Consider the following 19,027-nt stretch of genomic DNA (forward strand, 5'->3'; position numbering starts at 1 on the left):
AGAAGAGCGGTTTCTATTGCTCAAAATTTCGAACTTGTTTAATGGTTTTTTATACAGCTTTTTATTGCTTTCTCAAATATATCAAAGGCGGAGGATAATTGTTCTTTTGTTACAATTAGAGGAGGATGCCAGGTAATACAGTTCCCCGCTGATATCTTAAATGACAGGCCATGCTCCAGGCAATAGTAGAGTATTCTTTCTGCAAGGTTATCAGCTTTTTCCTTTGAGGTTCGATCTTTAACAATTTCAAAAGAAATTAATAGACCGGCTATGCGAAAGTCGCCTATACATTGATATTTGCTATAAAGAACAGCAGAGCGTTGTGCTGCAAAAGCCGACTGTGCTCTACAGTTTTCCAACAGATTATTTTCATCAATATAGCGAATGACGGCACAAATGGCAGCACAGCCTGCTGCCGGTTTCTCGTGGGTGTAATGGCCAAGCGAGATATCTGCTGCATAATCATATTTAGATTTGGTAAGAACAGCGGCCTGAGGAATCAAGCCTCCGCCGAGCCCTTTGCCAAGCACAAGGATATCTGGCTCAATACCAAAGTTCTGGTGTACATAAAACTCGCCACTTCTCCCTAATGCTGTGGGGATTTCATCAAAAATCAGTAGTATACCCTCTTGATCACAAATCTTCCGGAGTCTTTGGAAGTAAGCCTGCGGTGGAATATGGGTATCTGTTGCCCGTATGGGCTCCAGCAATATTGCCCCGATATCGCCTTCATTTTTTATGATGTATTCAATATAGTCCAAGCAAAAATCGGCAATAGTGTGTGGACAGGAACTATGAATCAGATTCCGGTAGCCATTGTAGGGTATTGCCTTGATACAGCCTGGCAGCAGAGGCCCCATATCCTTGCTGAAGACATATTCGCCACCGACTGAAATAGAATCAAGCCCTGCGCCATGGAAGGATTCCCACATTGAAATTACCTTATGTCTGCCTGTAGCTTTGCGGGCAATTTTAAGCGCAATTCCTACAGCAGCAGTACCTGATGGCGTAAACAAAACCTTAAAGTCTTGGGATAATGTTTTATTGATTAATGCCCTGGCTGCTTGTATGGCGATATCTGCGGTGTACCTTCTTGGTATGAACGGCAACTCATCAAATTGCTTTTTAACCGCTTCCAGCACATATGGATTCTTATAGCCAACCTGATGAACGCTGTTACCATGAAAATCAAGATATTTTTTGCCGTTCTTATCGGTTATGTAACACCCCTGAGCGTCTACAATCACATTCATACATGGGGTTGACATGGACTGCTTCATAAATACAGCTTCATCAGCGCTTAATCGCTCTCTACTTTCCTCATCAAGGGTATTCATCCACAACTCTCTGTGCGGACTGGAATTTACATCTCCCTCACGGGCTAATTCCGCTCTAGTCGGCATGGTCTTTTTCCTTGTCTAATCAACATATTAATTCTCTCAATTAGCTCTGGCAGCTCTTGCATTGTTTTGATGGTAAAATCCGCACCATAGTCTAAAAATGCTTGCTCGGTATTCATAATAACCCTGGTTTTCTCTGCTGCTGATAAACCTTCAAATTCAGCCTGGCTTAAACCCATTTGCGAACTGCCAACAACTACTCCCACAGTCCACACGCCAGCCTGGATGCCTTCTTTTATATCGGCGGCCGTATCACCTACTTTTACTACTGTCCAAGGTGCAGCAAGTCGCAAAACCTCTATATTTCTAAATATCATATATGGATACGGGCGACCATAACCAGCAGTAGAATCAGGTGTTATCCAGAAATCCGGTTCATACCCCTTATCCTTTGCGCCTGCTGTAACTATTGTCATCATAACGTCTGTATAGCCGGTTGTTGAACCTATTTTCAGACCGCTTTCCCTAAGTATCTTCATTGTTTCGATAACTTCCGGCAGCGGCTGCGTGTATTCTGTCAGGGAAGCAAGCAGCGCAGGCTCGAAGCTCGCATACAATTCATCAATATCTTGTTCACAAAAGCTGCGACCCTTTTTTTCTTCCCATAGTTTGGCGATTCTTGGCATTTGGAGCATGGCTCTAATATGGTCTTTTTTGAGCAGGCCCATGGGGGCTCTGGCCTCAGCCATGGTTACGTCTATCCCGGCTGTTTTAAATATCTGCAGAAAAACCAGTACAGGTGCGAAGCAGCCAAAATCAACAGTGGTTCCGGCCCAGTCTAAGATGACTCCATCCACTTGTTTCATTTTTTCGGCCTCCTCATATATTCTTCAACGATTGAGCATAACTTTTGAATATCTGCTTCATAGATTTCACCGATGTTGCCAATTCGGAAGGTATCGATATCTGTTAACTTACCAGGATATAAAACAAAACCTCTTGCCTTAACGTAATGATAAAAATCTTCAAAATTGAACCCCTCATAGGGAAAAAGAAAGGTAGTAATGATCGGGGATTGGTGTTCTTCGCCAATATAAGCATTAATCCCAATCTGTTTAAGCTTATTGCGTAAAAGGCGGTTGGTTGCTTGATAGCGCTTGTACCTTGCAGCTACGCCGCCTTCTGCGCCCAGCTCGTCAAGAGCCTTGGAAAACGCTGCCACAACATGAGTCGGCGAGGTAAATCGCCATTTACCATCCTTATCCATATGCTGCCACTGATCATATAAATCAAAAGATAAACTTCTTGAATTCCCTTGCGAACGTACTAACTGCTCAATCTTAGCCACAACAAAACAAAAACCTGGCACACCCTGAATGCATTTATTTGCGCTGCTGATCAGGTAATCGATCCCTAATTGTTGAACCTTGATTTCAATTCCGCCAAAACTGCTCATAGCATCAATAATCAGGGTCTTCCCATACTCTTTTGCAAGAGCAGCGATCTCCTCAAGAGGATTCAATATCCCGGTTGTTGTTTCACAGTGAACCATTACAATATGAGTAATTGCTTGATCATTCACAAGAATCTTGCTTATGTCGGCGGCAGCAGGGGCTTGATCATACCGGACACTATGAACAACATGGCGAATTCCCAGATAGTTTGCCATTGTTACGATTCTTTCCCCATATGCCCCGTTGGTAATAATGAGACACTTATCTTCCGGTTTTATTGCAGTCGTGAGCACTGCTTCCACGCCAAAACTGCCACTGCCTTGAAGCAGCACTGCTGTATATTCATCAGGGGCAACTGCTGCAAGCTCCAGCAGTTGCCCTCTGATTTTTTGGGTTATTTGTTTATATTCATCATCCCAGGTGCACCGGTCAAAGAGCATTTCTTCCTTCACTGTACAGCTAGTGGTTAACGGCCCTGGAGTTAACAGTTTGTATCTATTCATATACGCTTTTGCACCTTTCATTTCAGCCTTTACTATTGTGCAGCTTTAAAGAAGTTCTGATGTTCTTCCAGCAGTTCCACAGTTAAAGGTTTGGCAAATACCTTAGGGTTACCCGGCTTGTTTGCGTCACCAATTGTCTCGCCTTGATAAAGTGCTACAGGATAAAACTTGATTAACTCAGGCCTTGCTTTGGTAATGATCACTTTTGCCATATCCCTGGCAAGCTTGGTGGTAGCTGCGTCGGATTTTTTTACCACAGCAATGGCTTCGGTAAGCGAATAATTGCCTTCAACTGGATCAATATAATCAATTAACTTGCCAGCCGCTTTATCTGCCACAGCTTGATGACGAAGGCCAAACCCAACCGCCACTTCGCCTGCTCTCACTTTTTTTATCGGTCCTGAACCTGATTTTTCAATATGTGGCCCACAATTTTGAATCAGTTTATTCAGGACAACCTTACCTTCAGTCTCGCCGTATTCGCTGATGATGGACTGCACAAGCAGCCAAGCGGTTGATGAATTCATGATATTGGGTATAGAAACTAACCCCTTATATTCATCTTTAGTTAAATCTTTTACTGATTTAGGCATTGGCAGATTCTTTTCTTTGATCACCTGGGTATTCACAAATATTGCCCCGGTATTGGCCAATATCGGTGCATAATAAGCCGGATACTGAGCCAGTGCCTTGGTTTCAAAATTCAAATCTGCAAACATATTGTTTTTCTTTTGCGCACTGTCAATAAAGTAAGAACTCATTGTAACTAAATTCGCCTCAATTTTGTCACCTTCAGCCATTAGCTTGCCGCCTAGTTCGGAGGTACCCATTGTTTGCAGCACGTATTTCCCCTCAAACCCTGCAGTATTCAGGCTATTTTGCATGGCCTCTACCGCTTCCTTATCGGCATTGGTATAAATAACTACCTTCTGGGCACTTTTTTCAGAGCAGCCCGCTGCTGCAACTAGCATGGACAATAATAAAAAACAAAGCATTAGATTTCTTACTATTTTTTTCACAACAATATCGCTCCCTTTATTGATCATATTTTTATGTTCTCATCTGTAATCAGATGTCAATTTTTGATTAACAAGATCACAGCAGATTTTTATACTGATATTTGTAACAAAAATCAATATGGATAAGACAAAAATCTCATTAAAATTCGCAAAATGCTGAAGCTCTTTTATCTTGCTTGTTACTACTGAAGTTCTGGCCGTGACAAGAAAAATAATAGCACTGATGGTCACCATGGTATTGATAAAATAGTAGCCAAACATCTCTACGATCGTCGCGACAGAATTGGGGATAATTACCCGAATAATTGTTTTGATCCACGTATCCCCCATTAACTCTCCGGTTGTTTCCCAGGCTGGGTTTAACTTGGAAAGAGAATTTTTCGCCATCAGATACGGCGTTGTAAAAAAATGAACAATGTTGCAGAGGATGATAATCATAAATGTTCCCTTTAAATCACTTGCATTGAAGAGCAGCAGATAGGCTAGCCCTAACACCATGCCTGGCACACTATTGGTTATCATCGAGAAGAGATCAATGCTTATTTTCGCCCTTTTACTCATCAGGGTGCGAACATTGATGATTGCGGCACTATAGGCAATCAGGGTTCCCAGCACTGCCGAAATAATGGCCACAAAAACTGAGTTCTCATATACGTCTAACAGCGCGCTGGAGAAAAGGGCCTGCTGAATGAACTGGGTAGTAAATGTCAGATCATAGGGATAATTTTTAACCAGCGGTGCGATAAACATGACCAAAAAAACCGAGATAATTCCAGTTACTGTAACAACAGATACAAAGGCAAATGCCAAATCACGCAGCTTGTTGTCCGGTAATTCGGTTACCGAAAATCCATCATAATGGAAGTTAAATCTCTCAAGATAATTCAAGAATAAGACGCCAAGGATCGCAGGTAACAGCATTAGGACAGCAATCACTGAGCCACTCTGAAAGTTGGGGATTGAACCTAACATAACCTGATATAACTGAGTTGCGATCACATTATATGTCCCACCCACAGAAGCAGGTATGCCAAAATCAGTAAAGCTCAGAATAAATGACAGGACTAAGGCTCCTCCTATGGTACCGATCAAGGGCCGAAGAATGGTATTGATAAAACTTCGAAAAAAGTCATCACCCATCAGCGTTGAAACAATGATAAATTTTTTATCAATATAGCCAAAAGAATTGTTTAACAGCAAAAACGCTGACGGCAAGGTATAAATCACATAACCCATTAGGAGTCCATTAAATCCATAGATTTGAAATAACTCCATCCCAAAGAACTTTGTCAATAACCCCTGTTTACCAAACGAGTAGATAATCGCAAAACCGTAAGTTATAGTAGGCAGCAGCATTGGGATGGAAATTCCAATTTTTATCAGCATTTTTAAACCATTACACATTTTGGTGCAATTCACCGCATATGCCAGCATAAAGGCTAACAGTGTAGTGATCACAGCAGCAGTTGCGGACACTTGGATGCTATTGCTGATTGCTGCAGCAACACTCTTATCACCAAGTACCTCAATATAATTAGACAATCCGCTTCCCTGCCCAGTTACAAAGGAGTTAGCCAGCAAAATAAGCAAAGGAGCTGCAAGAAAAGCAATAAAAAATATGGCAACTACCAAAAAAATCATTTGTGCTTCCGGCCTGTTTTTATGCATGACACTCTTTGAATAACTGGTAAATATTATCCCTTTTAATTTGCAGTTGGCGTAAGATAAACTCCTCAACAAAATTATTATTCGGTTCATGAATGACCTGTTTGGGAGTGCCATATTGCGAGATAGTACCTTTATCAATAATTAACACCTTGTCTGACATTGTCAGGGCTTCCTCCGGATCATGAGTTACAATAATAGTGGTCAGCTTATATTTTTTTGTAATGGCTTTGATTCGCTCCTTGATTGTCTCTTTGATTACACCATCAAGAGCACTTAACGGCTCATCCAGGAGGAGAATCTTGGGTTTGGTTGCCAGCGTTCGGGCAAGTGCCACTCGCTGCTTTTGTCCGCCTGATAACTGATCAATCCTTTTTGTCAAATGTAGCCTTAATTCTAAGAAGTCGATCAACTCGTCAAGCTCTCCTGCACTCACTACATCTGGCTTATTTTTCAAACCATAGACGATATTTTTATACGCATTAAGATTAGGGAAAAGCGCATAATCCTGAAAAACAATATTAAAACCGCGATCTTTCATCGAAACCTTACTTATGTCAGTTCCCTCAAAAATAATGGACCCACTGTCCATTGCCGTCAGCCCTAAAATAATATTAAGCAATGTCGTTTTACCGCTGCCACTCGTTCCTAACATCGAAACAATCTCACCATTATGAATTTCAAGATTGATTCCATCAAGCACAACTTTCCCATCAAACTTCTTACTGATATTTTTTAATTCCAGCAAAACAATCACCTCCCCACAAGGTTTTGAACTACTCTTTATTACTCTTCCAGTATACATTTCCGCAAACACAGTTTTGTTATGAAATAGTTAAGATTCGGTTAAGACATTGTCGTGAATGAATCTCTCTTTACAATATTTTTATAATATGTTGACATCACAATGACAATATTGCTATTTTAATTGCATATTTTAAGACATTTTCTTTGCATTTCCTTGAACATTGTCATCTTTTAAGATAAACTCTTTGTATATAGTAAAAAATATATAATTGATAGGATGATTTGATGTTACCAAGCGAACGGCAAAAGAAGATAGTAGACCTGTTAGCAACAAAAGATATACTAACTATTTCAGAGTTGATGACAATCTTTGATATTTCAATAGAAACGGTGCGCCGGGATTTAACCCTGCTCGAAAAGCAAGGTAGTATTCAAAAGGTATATGGCGGAGCAAAACTTAAAGATATCAGCTTTGGTGAGCCCACGTTGGAAAATAGATTAATGGACAGACTCTCACAAAAAGAAGCCATTGGAAAAAAATGTAGTGAGTTTATTAATGATGGTGATTGCATTTTTATTGACAGTGGCTCTACTACGTTTCATATTGCCAAACAGCTTACAAATAAAAAAAATCTCACCATCATTACTAACTCAATTCCGGTTGTGAATGAGTTAATCAGTACTGATTTTGAGATCATTATTATTGGCGGCCGGATCAGGCACAACGAGCGGTCGGTGGTTACCTATGACTACATTTTTAATTTTTCCGAGTTAAACATTCAAAAGAGCTTTATTTGTGCCAGTGGTATTACCGTAGAGAATGGTGTTTCGGATTTTAATATGCAAGAAGCAGTGACAAGAAAAATTATCATTGAACGCTCAAAAGAAGTGTTCGTGGCCGCAGATAGCAGTAAATTCCACAGAGATGTTACCATCAATATCGCAACCCTTGGCAAAATCGATTATATTATTACCGACTCACAACTAAGCCGAACTATCGTTAACAATTTTAAGAAAACAAATACCACGCTCATACTAGCTGAAGATTAAATACAAGCCTCATGCCGAGTGCGTGATTTGGTTAAACAAAAATAGCCTGCAAAAATCGCAGACTATTTTTGTTGTGTTTTAGTCTTTTGTTTATTCGGCTACATAAGCTTGCTGCCCCTGGATTTTCCGGCTTTGCTGAATCTCAGGGCTGTGCAGTTTGATCATTGCAGCGTCAGGATGGGTCAGCCATCTAGTGACAAGCACCCAGACAAGACCGGTTCCCAGTGCAATGCCCGCAATGACTTGAAAACCGGTATGCCATTCTGTCTCAACTCTAGACCAGGAAATCCCGGCAGCGCAGGCATACCACAACCAGGCAAGACGTGGGAAATACAGTGTCAACAGAAATGCCATCGCAAACGCATGCGTAGCATGCCCACTGGGGAAACCGCCAGTTCCCCCGTTAGGTCTAAGATACCACGGATCTATCTGAATTAGCTTTATTCCCTGGACGAAAATCCAGACAGATAGATCCAGCAGCAAGGTTAGTTTAATCACACTCATGAGCTTTTTACGCCAAGCCCAGCCGATAATTAATAAATTGGAGAATACTAAAAACAAGTCATTCCCCGTGCTGCTCAAAAATTCTCCCACCAACCAGATAGTATCATTTTGGGAACGTTGCATGGTAAGAACCACGATACTTGTAATTACGCCTACAACTATTGCTATTTCCAAGGCTTTACTGAAGCTGCCCTTATGATTTAACGCTGGGTACCCTGCCTTCATCAGTCATCCTCCCGACTTTATCATTTATATGGTAACGGAAATGACCCTGTGAAATCCTTGGCATAAAATACAACCACGTCGAATTCCGGGATTCCAGCCCGTTTGATCGGTACTTTCCCTACTGGCTCTATAGTAGTGAAATACATTTGGTACATCGGCAGTGCCTCTGTTATTATTCTTTCGCGCCCGATAATTAAAGCATTTTCACCCTGAAAATCAGCCAGATTGTGCATAAAGACAAAATGATGAGGCTCGTTATTTAAGCAAAGTACTGGCAGCTTACCGCCTAGGATATAATCAGTTTTCCCGGCATCAATCCAATCTGCCGTAACAACAAAACCGGCTTGAGAACCAGGCAGTCCCTGTTTTTCAAGATACTGTGGCAGATCTCGCCAGTCAAGTGCCTCTGTTGACGGATCGCCTTGTTTAAACCACTGTGGCTCAACCTGCCGCAGCCAGCCATTTGCCGTATGAGTTCCAAGTAACATGACAATCAATAGAAAGGTTGTCACTGAAAATGTAAGCCAAACCCGGGTTATGCGCATATCGCGTTGCATCCAGCCGTCAATGGCCAGGCCAAGTAAGGGGATAGCCATAAGATAGCCAGGGGCTTGCCAATGAAAAAGTCCCTGAGCGCCCCACAAAGTAGCGATTGTAAACAGGAAAATAGGCCCTACAGCCATACAACATAAAAACCACTGTTTATCCTGACAGGGGCTCTTTAGGCCAGCGCCAGGACCAGCCAACACACCTTTGGCCAGCACCCAGGTCAAAGGTACCCAGATCCATGGCAATACCCAGAATGCCTGACCAGCGATATTGCCCAGCATTTTTAGCGGATAGATCCCAGTAGCCGAACCTCTGCCGCCTTGAAACAGAAATGAGATCCAATTATGTTCCATATTCCAGATCACCACAGGCAAAAAAACCACACAAAGAACGCCGACAGCAAGATAAGGGCCTGCAGTAAATAGCAAGGTGCGGCGTTCTCTGGCAGTAAGAATAAAGATCAAACTGCCGATAACTAAAAAGAGAGCATGATATTTTGCCAGCATTCCCAGTCCGACCAGCAAACCTGCTGCCATCCACCATAGCCAAGACAATTTTGCTGCAGGATCAAAGAATATTTTATGTAATACCATCACACTTGCCATCATCAACAACATTAGGGGTCCGTCAGGCAGAATCCAGCTACCGCTGCTTAGGCTAAAAACAGGAGAAATATTTAAGATCAAGGCAGAGTAAACCCCGGCTCGTTCACCAAACATCCTGGCAGCAAAGCAATACATCAGCCAGGTAGTGGCAGCAAACATCGCAATAAAGGGTAAACGTAACACCATGCTGCTCTCACTGCCAGTTAGATGTGTGGTCAGCCAAATTATCCAAAAGTGCAGTGGCGGATGATCAAAATAACTTAAACTGAACGATCGTGCAACTGATACTACATAAGACTCGTCGACTCCAAGACCAATCATGCCTGCCAAGGTTATCCTTAGCAGCATACCGCTGATGATAATTATCATTACATTCCATTGATGAGTGCTTAAATACATCCCTTGACTCCTTCCAGCAATGTAGATTATGGCTGAGCCAATGACGTTCCAGCGCTATGAATCTCTTTGAAAGGTGCAGCCTTCAGACGGTTTTTAGCTGCTCGCAGCTTCCACACCATTATGATTGCTTCCCTGAAGATTTCCTTTGACATTTTTGACTGTCCCGCAGCCCGCTCTTCGAAAATGATGGGCACTTCTTTTATCGAATAAGCTTTGAGAAAAGCACGATATGTCAACTCAATTTGAAAAGAATACCCATTTGATTTAACATCTTCCAGTTCAATTTGCTCCAATACTTCACGCCGAAAACATTTATAACCACCAGTCACATCTTTAAACGGAAGCCCCAAGATAAGGCGGGCATATACATTGCCCCCTCGGCTAATCAGGCGGCGGAACATATTCCAGTTTGTTACACCCCCGCCGGCAATATATCGACTGCCTAGCACCAGATCAGCGGTTTCGGCTTCAGTCATAAATGTGGTTAAATACCTGGGGTTATGGGAAAAGTCAGCATCCATTTCAAAGATGTATTGGTAATCACGCGCAAGCGCCCATTTAAAACCAGCAATGTAGGCTGTTCCAAGCCCTAATTTTCCTGGCCGTGCCAGCAAGAATAGGCGATCATTATATTGCTGCATAAGTTCGCGAACCAATTCTCCTGTGCCATCTGGCGAATTGTCATCAACAACCAGGACATGGATATCCTCCACTTGGTTATAAATCAGTGCCAGCAATTCCGCCAGATTATTTCGTTCATTGTAAGTCGGCAGGATAATAATCTTCATAATGTACCGCTGTCCCCGTTTCTTCTTTTCTTTGCTTTTGTCGTTTTTCTCTAAAAGTAATCAGGAAGTTCAAGCCAAAATTCAAACTGCTTGCCACAGCAATAGCCGTTAGCTGAGCCAGTATCTCGTTGACCTGCATGAATTCAACCAGCGAACGAAGGATCATGAGATTCACGCCTAAATTTATCACACTGATCGCCAAAAAACTCACGAATTTTATCTTTACATTTCTATCCTTTGCACGGCCCTTAAAAGTCCACAATACATTCCATACGAAATTATTTGTAACAGCCACGCCAAACGCGAATCCTGCGGCAATCAAAAAATTCGTCCCAAAAGAAGTAAGAAATGTATAGACTGCCATGTTGACACCAACACCCGACAACCCGACCACTGCAAATTTCATCAGCATTTTTATCAATATACTATCTCCAATCAGACTGCCACAGGTTTTCATTGTTATGTTCATTATAGGCCAGCATAAAGGATGTTTTGTTAACGCTATATTAATTCAGTGTAAATAATAAATCAAACAACCCAAGTGGCTATTTTACTAAGCACACCTGGGTTGTTTGATTTTACAACAGTTTACACCCCTGATTCCCTAAACGCGAAACTTGCGAATCAAGCCCTGAAGCTCCTCGGCCATTTGTGCAAGGCTATGACTGGATGAGGCTATTTCTTCCATGGATGCTGATTGCTCTTCTGTGGCCGCCGACACCGTCTGCGCTTCTCCTGTGGCATTTTTGCTCAGTTTATCAATATCCTTCACTGATGCTACAATTCTCTGGCTTCCATACTCCATCTGACGAATTGTGACTGAAATCTCTTTCACCTGGTCGGATACCTGCATTACCAGATTAGATATATCCTCGAAGGCCAATCCTGCCGTATTTACAGCTTCTGCTCCAACCTTAACCTCCCTCGTGCCATCATTCATTGCGCCCACGGCCTCTTCTGTATCTTTTTGAATTCCGCTGATTAACACTGCTATTTGTTTTGCCGCATCTTGGGATTGTTCGGCTAGCTTGCGGACTTCATCCGCTACAACGGCAAATCCGCGCCCTTGTTCGCCAGCTCTTGCAGCCTCAATCGCGGCATTGAGCGCTAAGAGATTTGTCTGCCCGGCTATTCCTGATATAGTTTCTACAATCTGTCCGATTTCCTTGGACCGCTCACCCAGTCTGGCCACAACTTGAGCAGAATTGTTGACTGTATTTTCAATCTTAGTCATTTGGCTAACAGCCTTACTGACAGTCTTGCCACCCTCTTTTGCCGTTTCAGCAGCTTGGGCTGATTGTTCAGCCACATGTGCACTATTTGAGGCTACTTGCTGCAGACTTGTGGCAAGTTCCTCAACCACACCGGCTGTCTCATTAACATAATTCATTTGTTTTTCCGCACCTTGCGCAATTTCTGTAATAGAACCTGCAACCTGATTCGCCGCCTGCGATGACTGCTCAGCACTAGCACTGAGTTGTTCACCTGAAGCAGCAAGCTGTTCTGCCGATTGCGATACCCTAGATATAATTTCCTGTATGTTATCTATCATTTTATTTAAGCTATCTGCCAATCGACCCATTTCATCTTTTGAGTTCACAGCAAAATTCACCGACAAATCGCCTGTCGCAATTTTTTCTGTTCCCAACATCAAGGCTTCAATTGGACGGCTAATTTTCGCATTAAACAACCACGCCAATACAAGTACCAAGATAACGACAGCAGCTACAAAGGTGCCTATATTCAGCATAATTACCTTATTTAAATCTCGATAGGCTTCCTCTGCCGGATAGACAACAACGAGATGTAAGCCAGTAGAACCAACTGGCACATAAGCGACAAAGTTCTCTGCACCAAATAGTTGGTCTCTGGATACTTTGATTTCTTTATTTTTGTTATTGATAATTTCAGTGCCTAGTTGCTTGACTTTTACATCCTTATCATCGGTTATTTTTTCTTTCAGGTTCTTTTCTTGTTGTTTGTGAGCAAGGTAAGTTCCATCCTGACTGACGATAAAGGCATAGCCTGCCTGACCAATCTTAATCTCCTTTATATAATCTGAAAACTCGTTAAGGCCAATGTCAGTCGTAGTAACGCCAACTATTTTACCTGCTTTCGTAATCGGACTACTTGAAGTAATCATAGCCATTTTAGTAACAGCGTCTTCGTAAGGGGCACTCCATACAATTTTCTCTTTGGTCGCAAGGCCATCTTTATACCAGTCGTATTTAAAATAGTCGTATTCTGCATTACTATAATCCCAGGTCATAACAATCTTACCTTTGTCATCCTTGTACTTATATGGCCCATAATATTTAAGGTTAGGCTGGTAAGCATTCGGCTCAAACCAAAAACCAGCCCCAATAATTAAAGAGTCAGATTCTATGTACTTTTCTATAACTCCTAAAAGCATATCAGAGTCATAACGAGGCATTGCTCCAATATTGTACGCCATAAGTTCGCTATATTTGCCAATCTGCTCAAAGCGCCCATTCAGTTTATTTTGTATTTGTCCTGCCTGATTGTTTAGGCTTTCGTAAACCTTTGTTTCCATAGTGTTTTTGAAAGAGTATAGACTAAGTCCCGCCTGAATACTCATGACAAAAGCAATGACTAACAGCATGCCCGCAATAAAAATAGTCCTTATACTTCGCAAGTGTATCATTTACAATCCTCCTGCACTTGATTATTGCTCCTGATTTGCTTTAGTGCCTGCCCAATCCCACATATACGTCTACGTCAATATCATCAACCGAAAATTTAACTGCTATTGTTTGCGGCACAGACAGCCTTACCTGCCCATCTTTTCCAAGTAACAAGGTGGGAGGCGATATATCAAGTCCATCAACACCCGCTTGAGCAAAATTCGTACAGGCATTTGCACAAACCATGTTACCCATTTCAGAAATGGCACTTTGCGCTAATGCGTCCAATTCTGCCACATCCATACCCATCATCATCGTGGAAGCAAATCGTTTAGCAGAATCCACATCCATTCCAATTACTATGCCCCCTGTTAGAGGACCCATAACGCCGATGTTTATCATAAGTCCATTGTTCAGTAAAAGTGAGCCTTCCAAACTAACTGATTTCTTTCCAACTGTTTGAAATCCTATCTTAGGAAGCACACTCGCGAAGGCTGTCAATATTGGGTTAATCGCATTTAAATCCAAAAAATCACCCCCTTCTTGAAGCCAAGCCTATCAACAAAGGTAATTTTCATCTTCCCCGCTTACCTCCGTCATAGTAGTTTCAAGAATAATGTCTAAAGCTGTCATCGCTATGCTCTCTGGGTAAATATAGCCTTGTATAATAATCTTACTCTATCAGCTTGCTATGAATATTATCTTTATGTTAAGTATCTGTAAAAACTGACAAATTTCTACTTTTTATAAACATTTTTTCTCCATTGACAGACCTAGATCACAAAGCGCCGTTAGCAAATTTTCTAACGGCGCTTTTGATGTGAACTTACACTCCTTTAAATTGTCCGCTACTAACGGAGAGTAGCTTCAAGCACTTTTGCCATATCAGAATCAAGAATATTTTCATTCACGGACAAGATTTTAAATACTGCTATACTTTATGGCTTGTCGCCAAAGTTTTCTTCAATCCAGAGTTTAATTTCTTCCCGGACCTTGGCTACTCCCAAAAGGATTTCTTCTTCCGTACCAGTAAATTTGGATGGGTCTGAGAAGCTATGGTGAAGCCGCTTTTTAGCATTCGGGAAATAGGGGCAGGCTTCTTTAGCGTTATCACAAACAGTTACTACATAGTCAAAGTGTTCATTTATGAATTCATTCAAGTGCTTAGAACGATGGGAACTTAGGTCTATACCGATTTCTGCCATCGACTTAGTAACATAAGGGTTTACCTTAGTGACTTCAGTTCCTGCACTAAGTGACTCAAACCTGTCACCATACATTGCCCTCAAAAGACCTTCAGCGATTTGAGAACGAGCGGAATTGTGTGTGCATAGAAATAGCACCTTCATTTTTATCATTTAAACTCTCCTCCAACTATACGGTTTGACGAGCAAGGAGCCACCCGCTCCTTCGAGTACAATTCAGGTTTAATCTCACTAATAAAGTTGCCAACAACCTCAAAGGCTTTCGGGGTAAGGCTGTAATATATCCACTTTCCATCCCGTGAATCGCTAACTAATCCTGCATTTTTTAACGTTTTTAGATGATGGGAGATTACAGGTTGGGTTTTTTCAGTTTCAAATGCGTCAAGAATATCGCATACACACAGTTCCTTGCCTAGAAGCATCTTCACTATTTTAAGCCGCGATTCATCACCTAAAACCTTGAATATAGTCACCAAGTTTTCCACAAAACATCCTCATTTCTGCTCGCCAAAGGTCTTTATAATATAATTCTTGATTTCATCCCTTACGTCTCTTACTTTGCAGAGTATATCTTCATCTGAACCTTTAAAATCTGACGGGTCAGGAAAACTCACATCATCAACTTTCAGTCCATAATAGAAAGGGCATTCAAGGTCCTTTGCCTTATCACATACTGTTACAACATAATCAAAAGATATTTTCCTGAACTCATTAATTGATTTTGAATGATGACCAGAGAGGTCTATACCGATTTCTAACATAACTTTCACTACATAAGGGTTAAGCGTTGTTGGTTCTGCGCCTGCGCTAAAAGCCTCATATCTGTCTCCGTATAGAGTCCTTAGCAGCCCTTCTGCGATTTGGGAACGCGCCGAGTTATGAGTACACAAAAAAAGAACCTTTTTCTTTTTCGTTTCCATCGCTATACCCCCTTGTATATGAGCGGGAATCCCCTAGGCCCATATAAATATATTTATATATTTATATATTTATATTCATCTATATGATATATCTGCTTAGTCGAAAATACAAGATTACAAATGTTAAGTATTTGTTAAAAATGGAGGTTAGCTTTTTTAACACCTTTAAAGAACTTTAAACATCAAGAGGTAGTCGCTTATATGCTACCATCCCTTAACTGAGGTATCATTGCTTCGATTCACACATGTAAGGATGCGTGCTGAATTAGCTAAAACTGTAATGATACCTAGTATCCACATAATAGCCATTGGTGAAATACTCTGTACCGCAGCAAGCGAAACACCTACTGCGCTCAAGCCAGCCGACAAAGCTCGATTTTGCCAGATGACCTCATCGGTAAACTTACCGAGATGGATAAGATTAGGAATTTCCCTTATGTCGTCTCCCTTGATTATCACATCTGCCGATTGCGCCGTACCCTCTGCGATGTTGCAGTCTATCGCCATTCCAACAGTTGCAGCTTTCAGAGCCTGGGCGTCATTGCCCCCGTTGCCCACCATAATTACTCGCCTACCGTTCTGTTGCAGCTGATCGATTATAGCCTTCTTGCTCTCTGACGAATCAGCAGTCCAGTATTCCGGCACACCCAACCTATCGATTATATCCTGTATCGAATTCGAAGTTTCTCCTATAACCAAACCAATATAGTTTACACCCAGTGCCCGTAACCTGCCAACAGCTTCATGGCTTTCCGGCCGAAGTTGGTAGCTATAGCCAACAATCCCAGCCAACTTCCCATTAATGGCAATGCAAAGCAAACTAAGTCCAAGATGCTCCATACGCCGTATTCTCGGAAAAGCTCGTTCAACCATTATGTTTTCCTGTGCCAAAAATTTGACATTACCTACAATAATTCGGTCAGAATCGACTACAGCCATTACGCCAAAGGCACGAACTTCGACATCACTAGCTGAAGATAATTCTCTACCATCACTTTTCACATGTCCCAATAGCATGCCTGTTAGCGGGTGCGTTGTTCCCGCTACCGTTGATGCAGCTAATCGCAAAACTTCCGCTGCAGTGTGGTTCTTATCGATACCCACGATATCATGGAGTTCAGCAGTTGCGCCTGCTATGATGCTGCTTTCATCGAACACCACGGTATCGGCCTTCCCTATTATTTCAATCATATTCGCATCTTTAACAAACACACCACCGCGTCTTGCAACAACTACTGCCAAGCCTAACGCTGCATGACGTGAAAGAGCCACAGCGACAGGGCAGCCTGCAATCAATACCGCCATACTCCGCCTAACGTCCCTTGTCAACAAGAAGGTCAGAGCAGCAATACCAATGCTCCAGAGAGCTAGTTCGGTAGTAGAAGTAACCTTCTTATTAGTCTCAGTCTTGCTAGAAGCCAACGTATTAGGTGATTCTGCAGTCCTATCCAAGAGCTTACTATACTGCGTTCGGCATAAGCAAATCTCCTGCAAAATTTCCGATACCATGATACGATTTGGCTTGAAAAAAACCAATAGTTTTCCAGTCAAGTGATTGGCTGTCGCACTCCTTATTCCATTTCTCTCGCTTAAACGCATTGAAAGGTATTGGGCATAGCTACGGTTTCTTAAAAGTCCCTCAACAGAGATACGCAACCTCCCCGGAAATTGCAAACAGGCCTTTGCTGTAATTGTTGAAGCCACCACCCGATTCCTCCTACAACTAAGCATGTTGTTATTTAATGTCGCAAATAATTTTGAGTCTTGTGGGTAATAGTATGATTAGCCATGATGAGATACATTGATCAAACCACCTTACGATGTGATGGTGCATGGTTAGAACCAGTGGCGTGCAACTTGTTTTTCAATTGTAGCACGTTCTTCTCATGGTTTAATTTCCCAACTAAGTCGTATAACTCATAGATTCTTTTCGCAGCCGTCAAGCAGGTGTCTGTCACTAGCTTACGCCGTGTTGATTCAAGCAACCCGGCAACCTGGTTTATCATAATCTGTTGGTAACTCTCCCGCCTTGCAGGTGGACTGCAGCCTACGATACGGAGAATTACATCTCCTAATTGAATTTGTTCAGCAACCTGACTAATCACCATCGGCACATTTAAACAGGAAACACACTCTCTAAAAAGCTTATTACCTGCCATGGCAGCAACCTCAGTTACTGTCATTGTGCGGCGGTACTCTCTAAATAGGCAAGTAATATAGACAAAATCTGCCAGGTTGATCGGTTCTACCTGTTGTAGATGTGTAAACGGTTTTATCCGGAAACATTGTTCTGCTGATTTTTCAATTATCTCACTTAATTTTTTCTCTAATACAGTCATGTCATATGGCGAGAAGATGTTAGCATCAAAAGACTCTAGATCAAGCTTTTTTCTACCTAAAAAAACTTGATCAATAAACGGTGCTACTCGTAAGGTACATTGTTTAAAGTAAACCGCTATATACTGACGAATAGTATTCTGACATTCTTCGACTAGCTGACATACCTCAACTTCGCGACGATATAAGCTATTCTGCAGAATAAAAGATTTTACGTCCAGACGACTGTGCAGTTGAACTCGCAGAAATAGGCGGTTAGCGGGTAATGGGTACGTAGTAGACGGTAAGCGATTCTTAGTGCCTACGGCGACTGACATTGGCATAAGTATTACTCCCTATTCGCGGCAATTTTCTACATATAGCATATGCTATTTTTGTTACCTAGAAGTTAAAAGCCTGTTAAACCTTTGTAAAATTAAACAATCTAAGTAGATAAAGTGAGCTCCTACATCAACCAGCAGAGTATTACATAAGGCAATCAGTAACAGGGAATGCTTGTATTAATAATTGCAATAAGGAGGGTTTATCTATGAACGTTTTGCGTTGGGGATCGCAGATGCTGGCGCGGACTACGCCCACAGGCCTTATTCTAACTGGGGCAACACTTGCCATAGCATTGCCAATAGTACGCCGGGGACTACGTTCTACAGCGCTTCTGGCTACTAAAGGAGTTCTGGCGATAACAGACCAGACAAAAGGTGTTATCGCCAGATTCAAGGAAGATGCCGAGGATTTTATGGCTGAAGCACGCACGACGCAGCAGAATACAGCCAGTGAAATCGCTGAAGAATTGGATCAAGTAAGGCATCATGCACGGAGACATCGCCGTCGCCTTATGGCTGCTACCGCTACCGGTGTTGTAGCTATATCGGATAAAGCTAAGGAACTTAAACACGAGTTGCGCGACGCAATTGACGAAGTCAAGAGTAAGCGACCCCAAGGTGATCACTCATCACATACCCATGGGACACAACAACATGAAATAGATTCCTTAGTAACCGATCCAGTTTAATTGACCCTCAGAAGCCAATAAGATCACTCCACCTGCAATAAAGAAAACACGGCTTGCGCC

The 19,027-nt window shown here is 42.0% G+C and carries 19 protein-coding genes; 2 read left to right on the forward strand and 17 right to left on the reverse strand.

Annotated features, from left to right (window positions below; genetic code table 11):
* Nucleotides 1-38 precede the first annotated feature (38 nt).
* Genes pbfA through B9A22_RS17525 form a run of 6 tightly spaced genes read right to left on the reverse strand, consistent with a single transcriptional unit; the run spans nt 39 to nt 6,729 of the window.
* Complete coding sequence (gene pbfA, locus B9A22_RS17505; RefSeq protein WP_084577238.1) at nt 39-1,403, reverse strand: (R)-1-hydroxy-2-aminoethylphosphonate ammonia-lyase; 1,365 nt, start codon at nt 1,401-1,403, stop codon at nt 39-41.
* Complete coding sequence (gene phnX / locus B9A22_RS17510) at nt 1,382-2,206, reverse strand: phosphonoacetaldehyde hydrolase (protein WP_084577239.1); 825 nt, start codon at nt 2,204-2,206, stop codon at nt 1,382-1,384. Before phnX ends, pbfA begins: the two co-directional genes overlap by 22 nt.
* Nucleotides 2,203-3,297 (reverse strand): 2-aminoethylphosphonate--pyruvate transaminase, encoded by a 1,095-nt coding sequence (gene phnW, locus B9A22_RS17515; RefSeq protein WP_084577279.1) that lies wholly within the window; start codon nt 3,295-3,297, stop codon nt 2,203-2,205. Before phnW ends, phnX begins: the two co-directional genes overlap by 4 nt.
* A 32-nt stretch (nt 3,298-3,329) precedes the next feature.
* The gene (locus B9A22_RS25875; protein WP_217805980.1) at nt 3,330-4,316 is read right to left on the reverse strand and encodes an extracellular solute-binding protein; all 987 of its coding nucleotides are present in this window, start codon (nt 4,314-4,316) and stop codon (nt 3,330-3,332) included.
* Nucleotides 4,317-4,355: 39 nt separating this feature from the next.
* Nucleotides 4,356-5,984, reverse strand: a complete 1,629-nt coding sequence (locus B9A22_RS25880; protein ID WP_217805981.1) for an ABC transporter permease subunit — start codon at nt 5,982-5,984, stop codon at nt 4,356-4,358.
* Entirely contained in the window at nt 5,977-6,729 is a 753-nt protein-coding gene (locus tag B9A22_RS17525) for an ABC transporter ATP-binding protein (protein WP_084577240.1), read from the reverse strand. Before B9A22_RS17525 ends, B9A22_RS25880 begins: the two co-directional genes overlap by 8 nt.
* Before the next feature lie 284 nt (nt 6,730-7,013).
* On the opposite strand from B9A22_RS17525, the gene B9A22_RS17530 reads away from it, so the two are divergent.
* The gene (locus B9A22_RS17530) at nt 7,014-7,778 is read left to right on the forward strand and encodes a DeoR/GlpR family DNA-binding transcription regulator (protein ID WP_084577241.1); all 765 of its coding nucleotides are present in this window, start codon (nt 7,014-7,016) and stop codon (nt 7,776-7,778) included.
* 90 nt (nt 7,779-7,868) lie between these two features.
* On the opposite strand, the gene B9A22_RS17535 is transcribed toward B9A22_RS17530, so the two are convergent.
* The 11 genes from B9A22_RS17535 to B9A22_RS17585 all read right to left on the reverse strand — a co-directional run bounded on the left by B9A22_RS17535 (nt 7,869) and on the right by B9A22_RS17585 (nt 18,278).
* On the reverse strand, nt 7,869-8,507 hold the full coding sequence (locus B9A22_RS17535; protein WP_084577242.1) for a phosphatase PAP2 family protein: 639 nt from the start codon (nt 8,505-8,507) through the stop codon (nt 7,869-7,871).
* 20 nt (nt 8,508-8,527) lie between these two features.
* Nucleotides 8,528-10,060, reverse strand: a complete 1,533-nt coding sequence (locus tag B9A22_RS17540) for an ArnT family glycosyltransferase (protein WP_084577243.1) — start codon at nt 10,058-10,060, stop codon at nt 8,528-8,530.
* A gap of 26 nt (nt 10,061-10,086) precedes the next feature.
* Nucleotides 10,087-10,848 (reverse strand): polyprenol monophosphomannose synthase, encoded by a 762-nt coding sequence (locus B9A22_RS17545; protein ID WP_084577244.1) that lies wholly within the window; start codon nt 10,846-10,848, stop codon nt 10,087-10,089.
* Nucleotides 10,817-11,260: a GtrA family protein gene (locus tag B9A22_RS17550; RefSeq protein ID WP_245824039.1), complete on the reverse strand. Its 444-nt coding sequence runs from the start codon at nt 11,258-11,260 to the stop codon at nt 10,817-10,819. Before B9A22_RS17550 ends, B9A22_RS17545 begins: the two co-directional genes overlap by 32 nt.
* A gap of 192 nt (nt 11,261-11,452) precedes the next feature.
* Nucleotides 11,453-13,513, reverse strand: a complete 2,061-nt coding sequence (locus B9A22_RS17555; RefSeq protein WP_084577245.1) for a methyl-accepting chemotaxis protein — start codon at nt 13,511-13,513, stop codon at nt 11,453-11,455.
* 40 nt (nt 13,514-13,553) lie between these two features.
* Nucleotides 13,554-14,021, reverse strand: coding sequence for a chemotaxis protein CheX (locus B9A22_RS17560; RefSeq protein WP_084577246.1), 468 nt, complete (start codon nt 14,019-14,021; stop codon nt 13,554-13,556).
* A 410-nt stretch (nt 14,022-14,431) separates the two neighbouring features.
* Nucleotides 14,432-14,851, reverse strand: a complete 420-nt coding sequence (locus B9A22_RS17565) for an arsenate reductase ArsC (protein ID WP_084577247.1) — start codon at nt 14,849-14,851, stop codon at nt 14,432-14,434.
* Nucleotides 14,848-15,183 (reverse strand): ArsR/SmtB family transcription factor, encoded by a 336-nt coding sequence (locus B9A22_RS17570; protein WP_084577248.1) that lies wholly within the window; start codon nt 15,181-15,183, stop codon nt 14,848-14,850. Before B9A22_RS17570 ends, B9A22_RS17565 begins: the two co-directional genes overlap by 4 nt.
* 9 nt (nt 15,184-15,192) lie before the next feature.
* Nucleotides 15,193-15,618, reverse strand: a complete 426-nt coding sequence (locus B9A22_RS17575; RefSeq protein WP_084577249.1) for an arsenate reductase ArsC — start codon at nt 15,616-15,618, stop codon at nt 15,193-15,195.
* 204 nt (nt 15,619-15,822) lie between these two features.
* Nucleotides 15,823-17,070 carry an HAD-IC family P-type ATPase gene (locus B9A22_RS17580; RefSeq protein WP_176215575.1) on the reverse strand — a complete coding sequence of 416 codons (1,248 nt, stop codon included), beginning with the start codon at nt 17,068-17,070 and terminating at the stop codon, nt 15,823-15,825.
* Between the two features lie 353 nt (nt 17,071-17,423).
* The gene (locus B9A22_RS17585) at nt 17,424-18,278 is read right to left on the reverse strand and encodes a hypothetical protein (RefSeq protein WP_084577251.1); all 855 of its coding nucleotides are present in this window, start codon (nt 18,276-18,278) and stop codon (nt 17,424-17,426) included.
* 206 nt (nt 18,279-18,484) lie between these two features.
* Between B9A22_RS17585 and B9A22_RS17590 the strand changes: the two genes are divergently transcribed.
* Nucleotides 18,485-18,967, forward strand: a complete 483-nt coding sequence (locus B9A22_RS17590; RefSeq protein ID WP_084577252.1) for a hypothetical protein — start codon at nt 18,485-18,487, stop codon at nt 18,965-18,967.
* Nucleotides 18,968-19,027 lie beyond the last annotated feature (60 nt).

The organism is Sporomusa malonica (genome assembly GCF_900176355.1).
Taxonomy (GTDB): domain Bacteria; phylum Bacillota; class Negativicutes; order Sporomusales; family Sporomusaceae; genus Sporomusa; species Sporomusa malonica.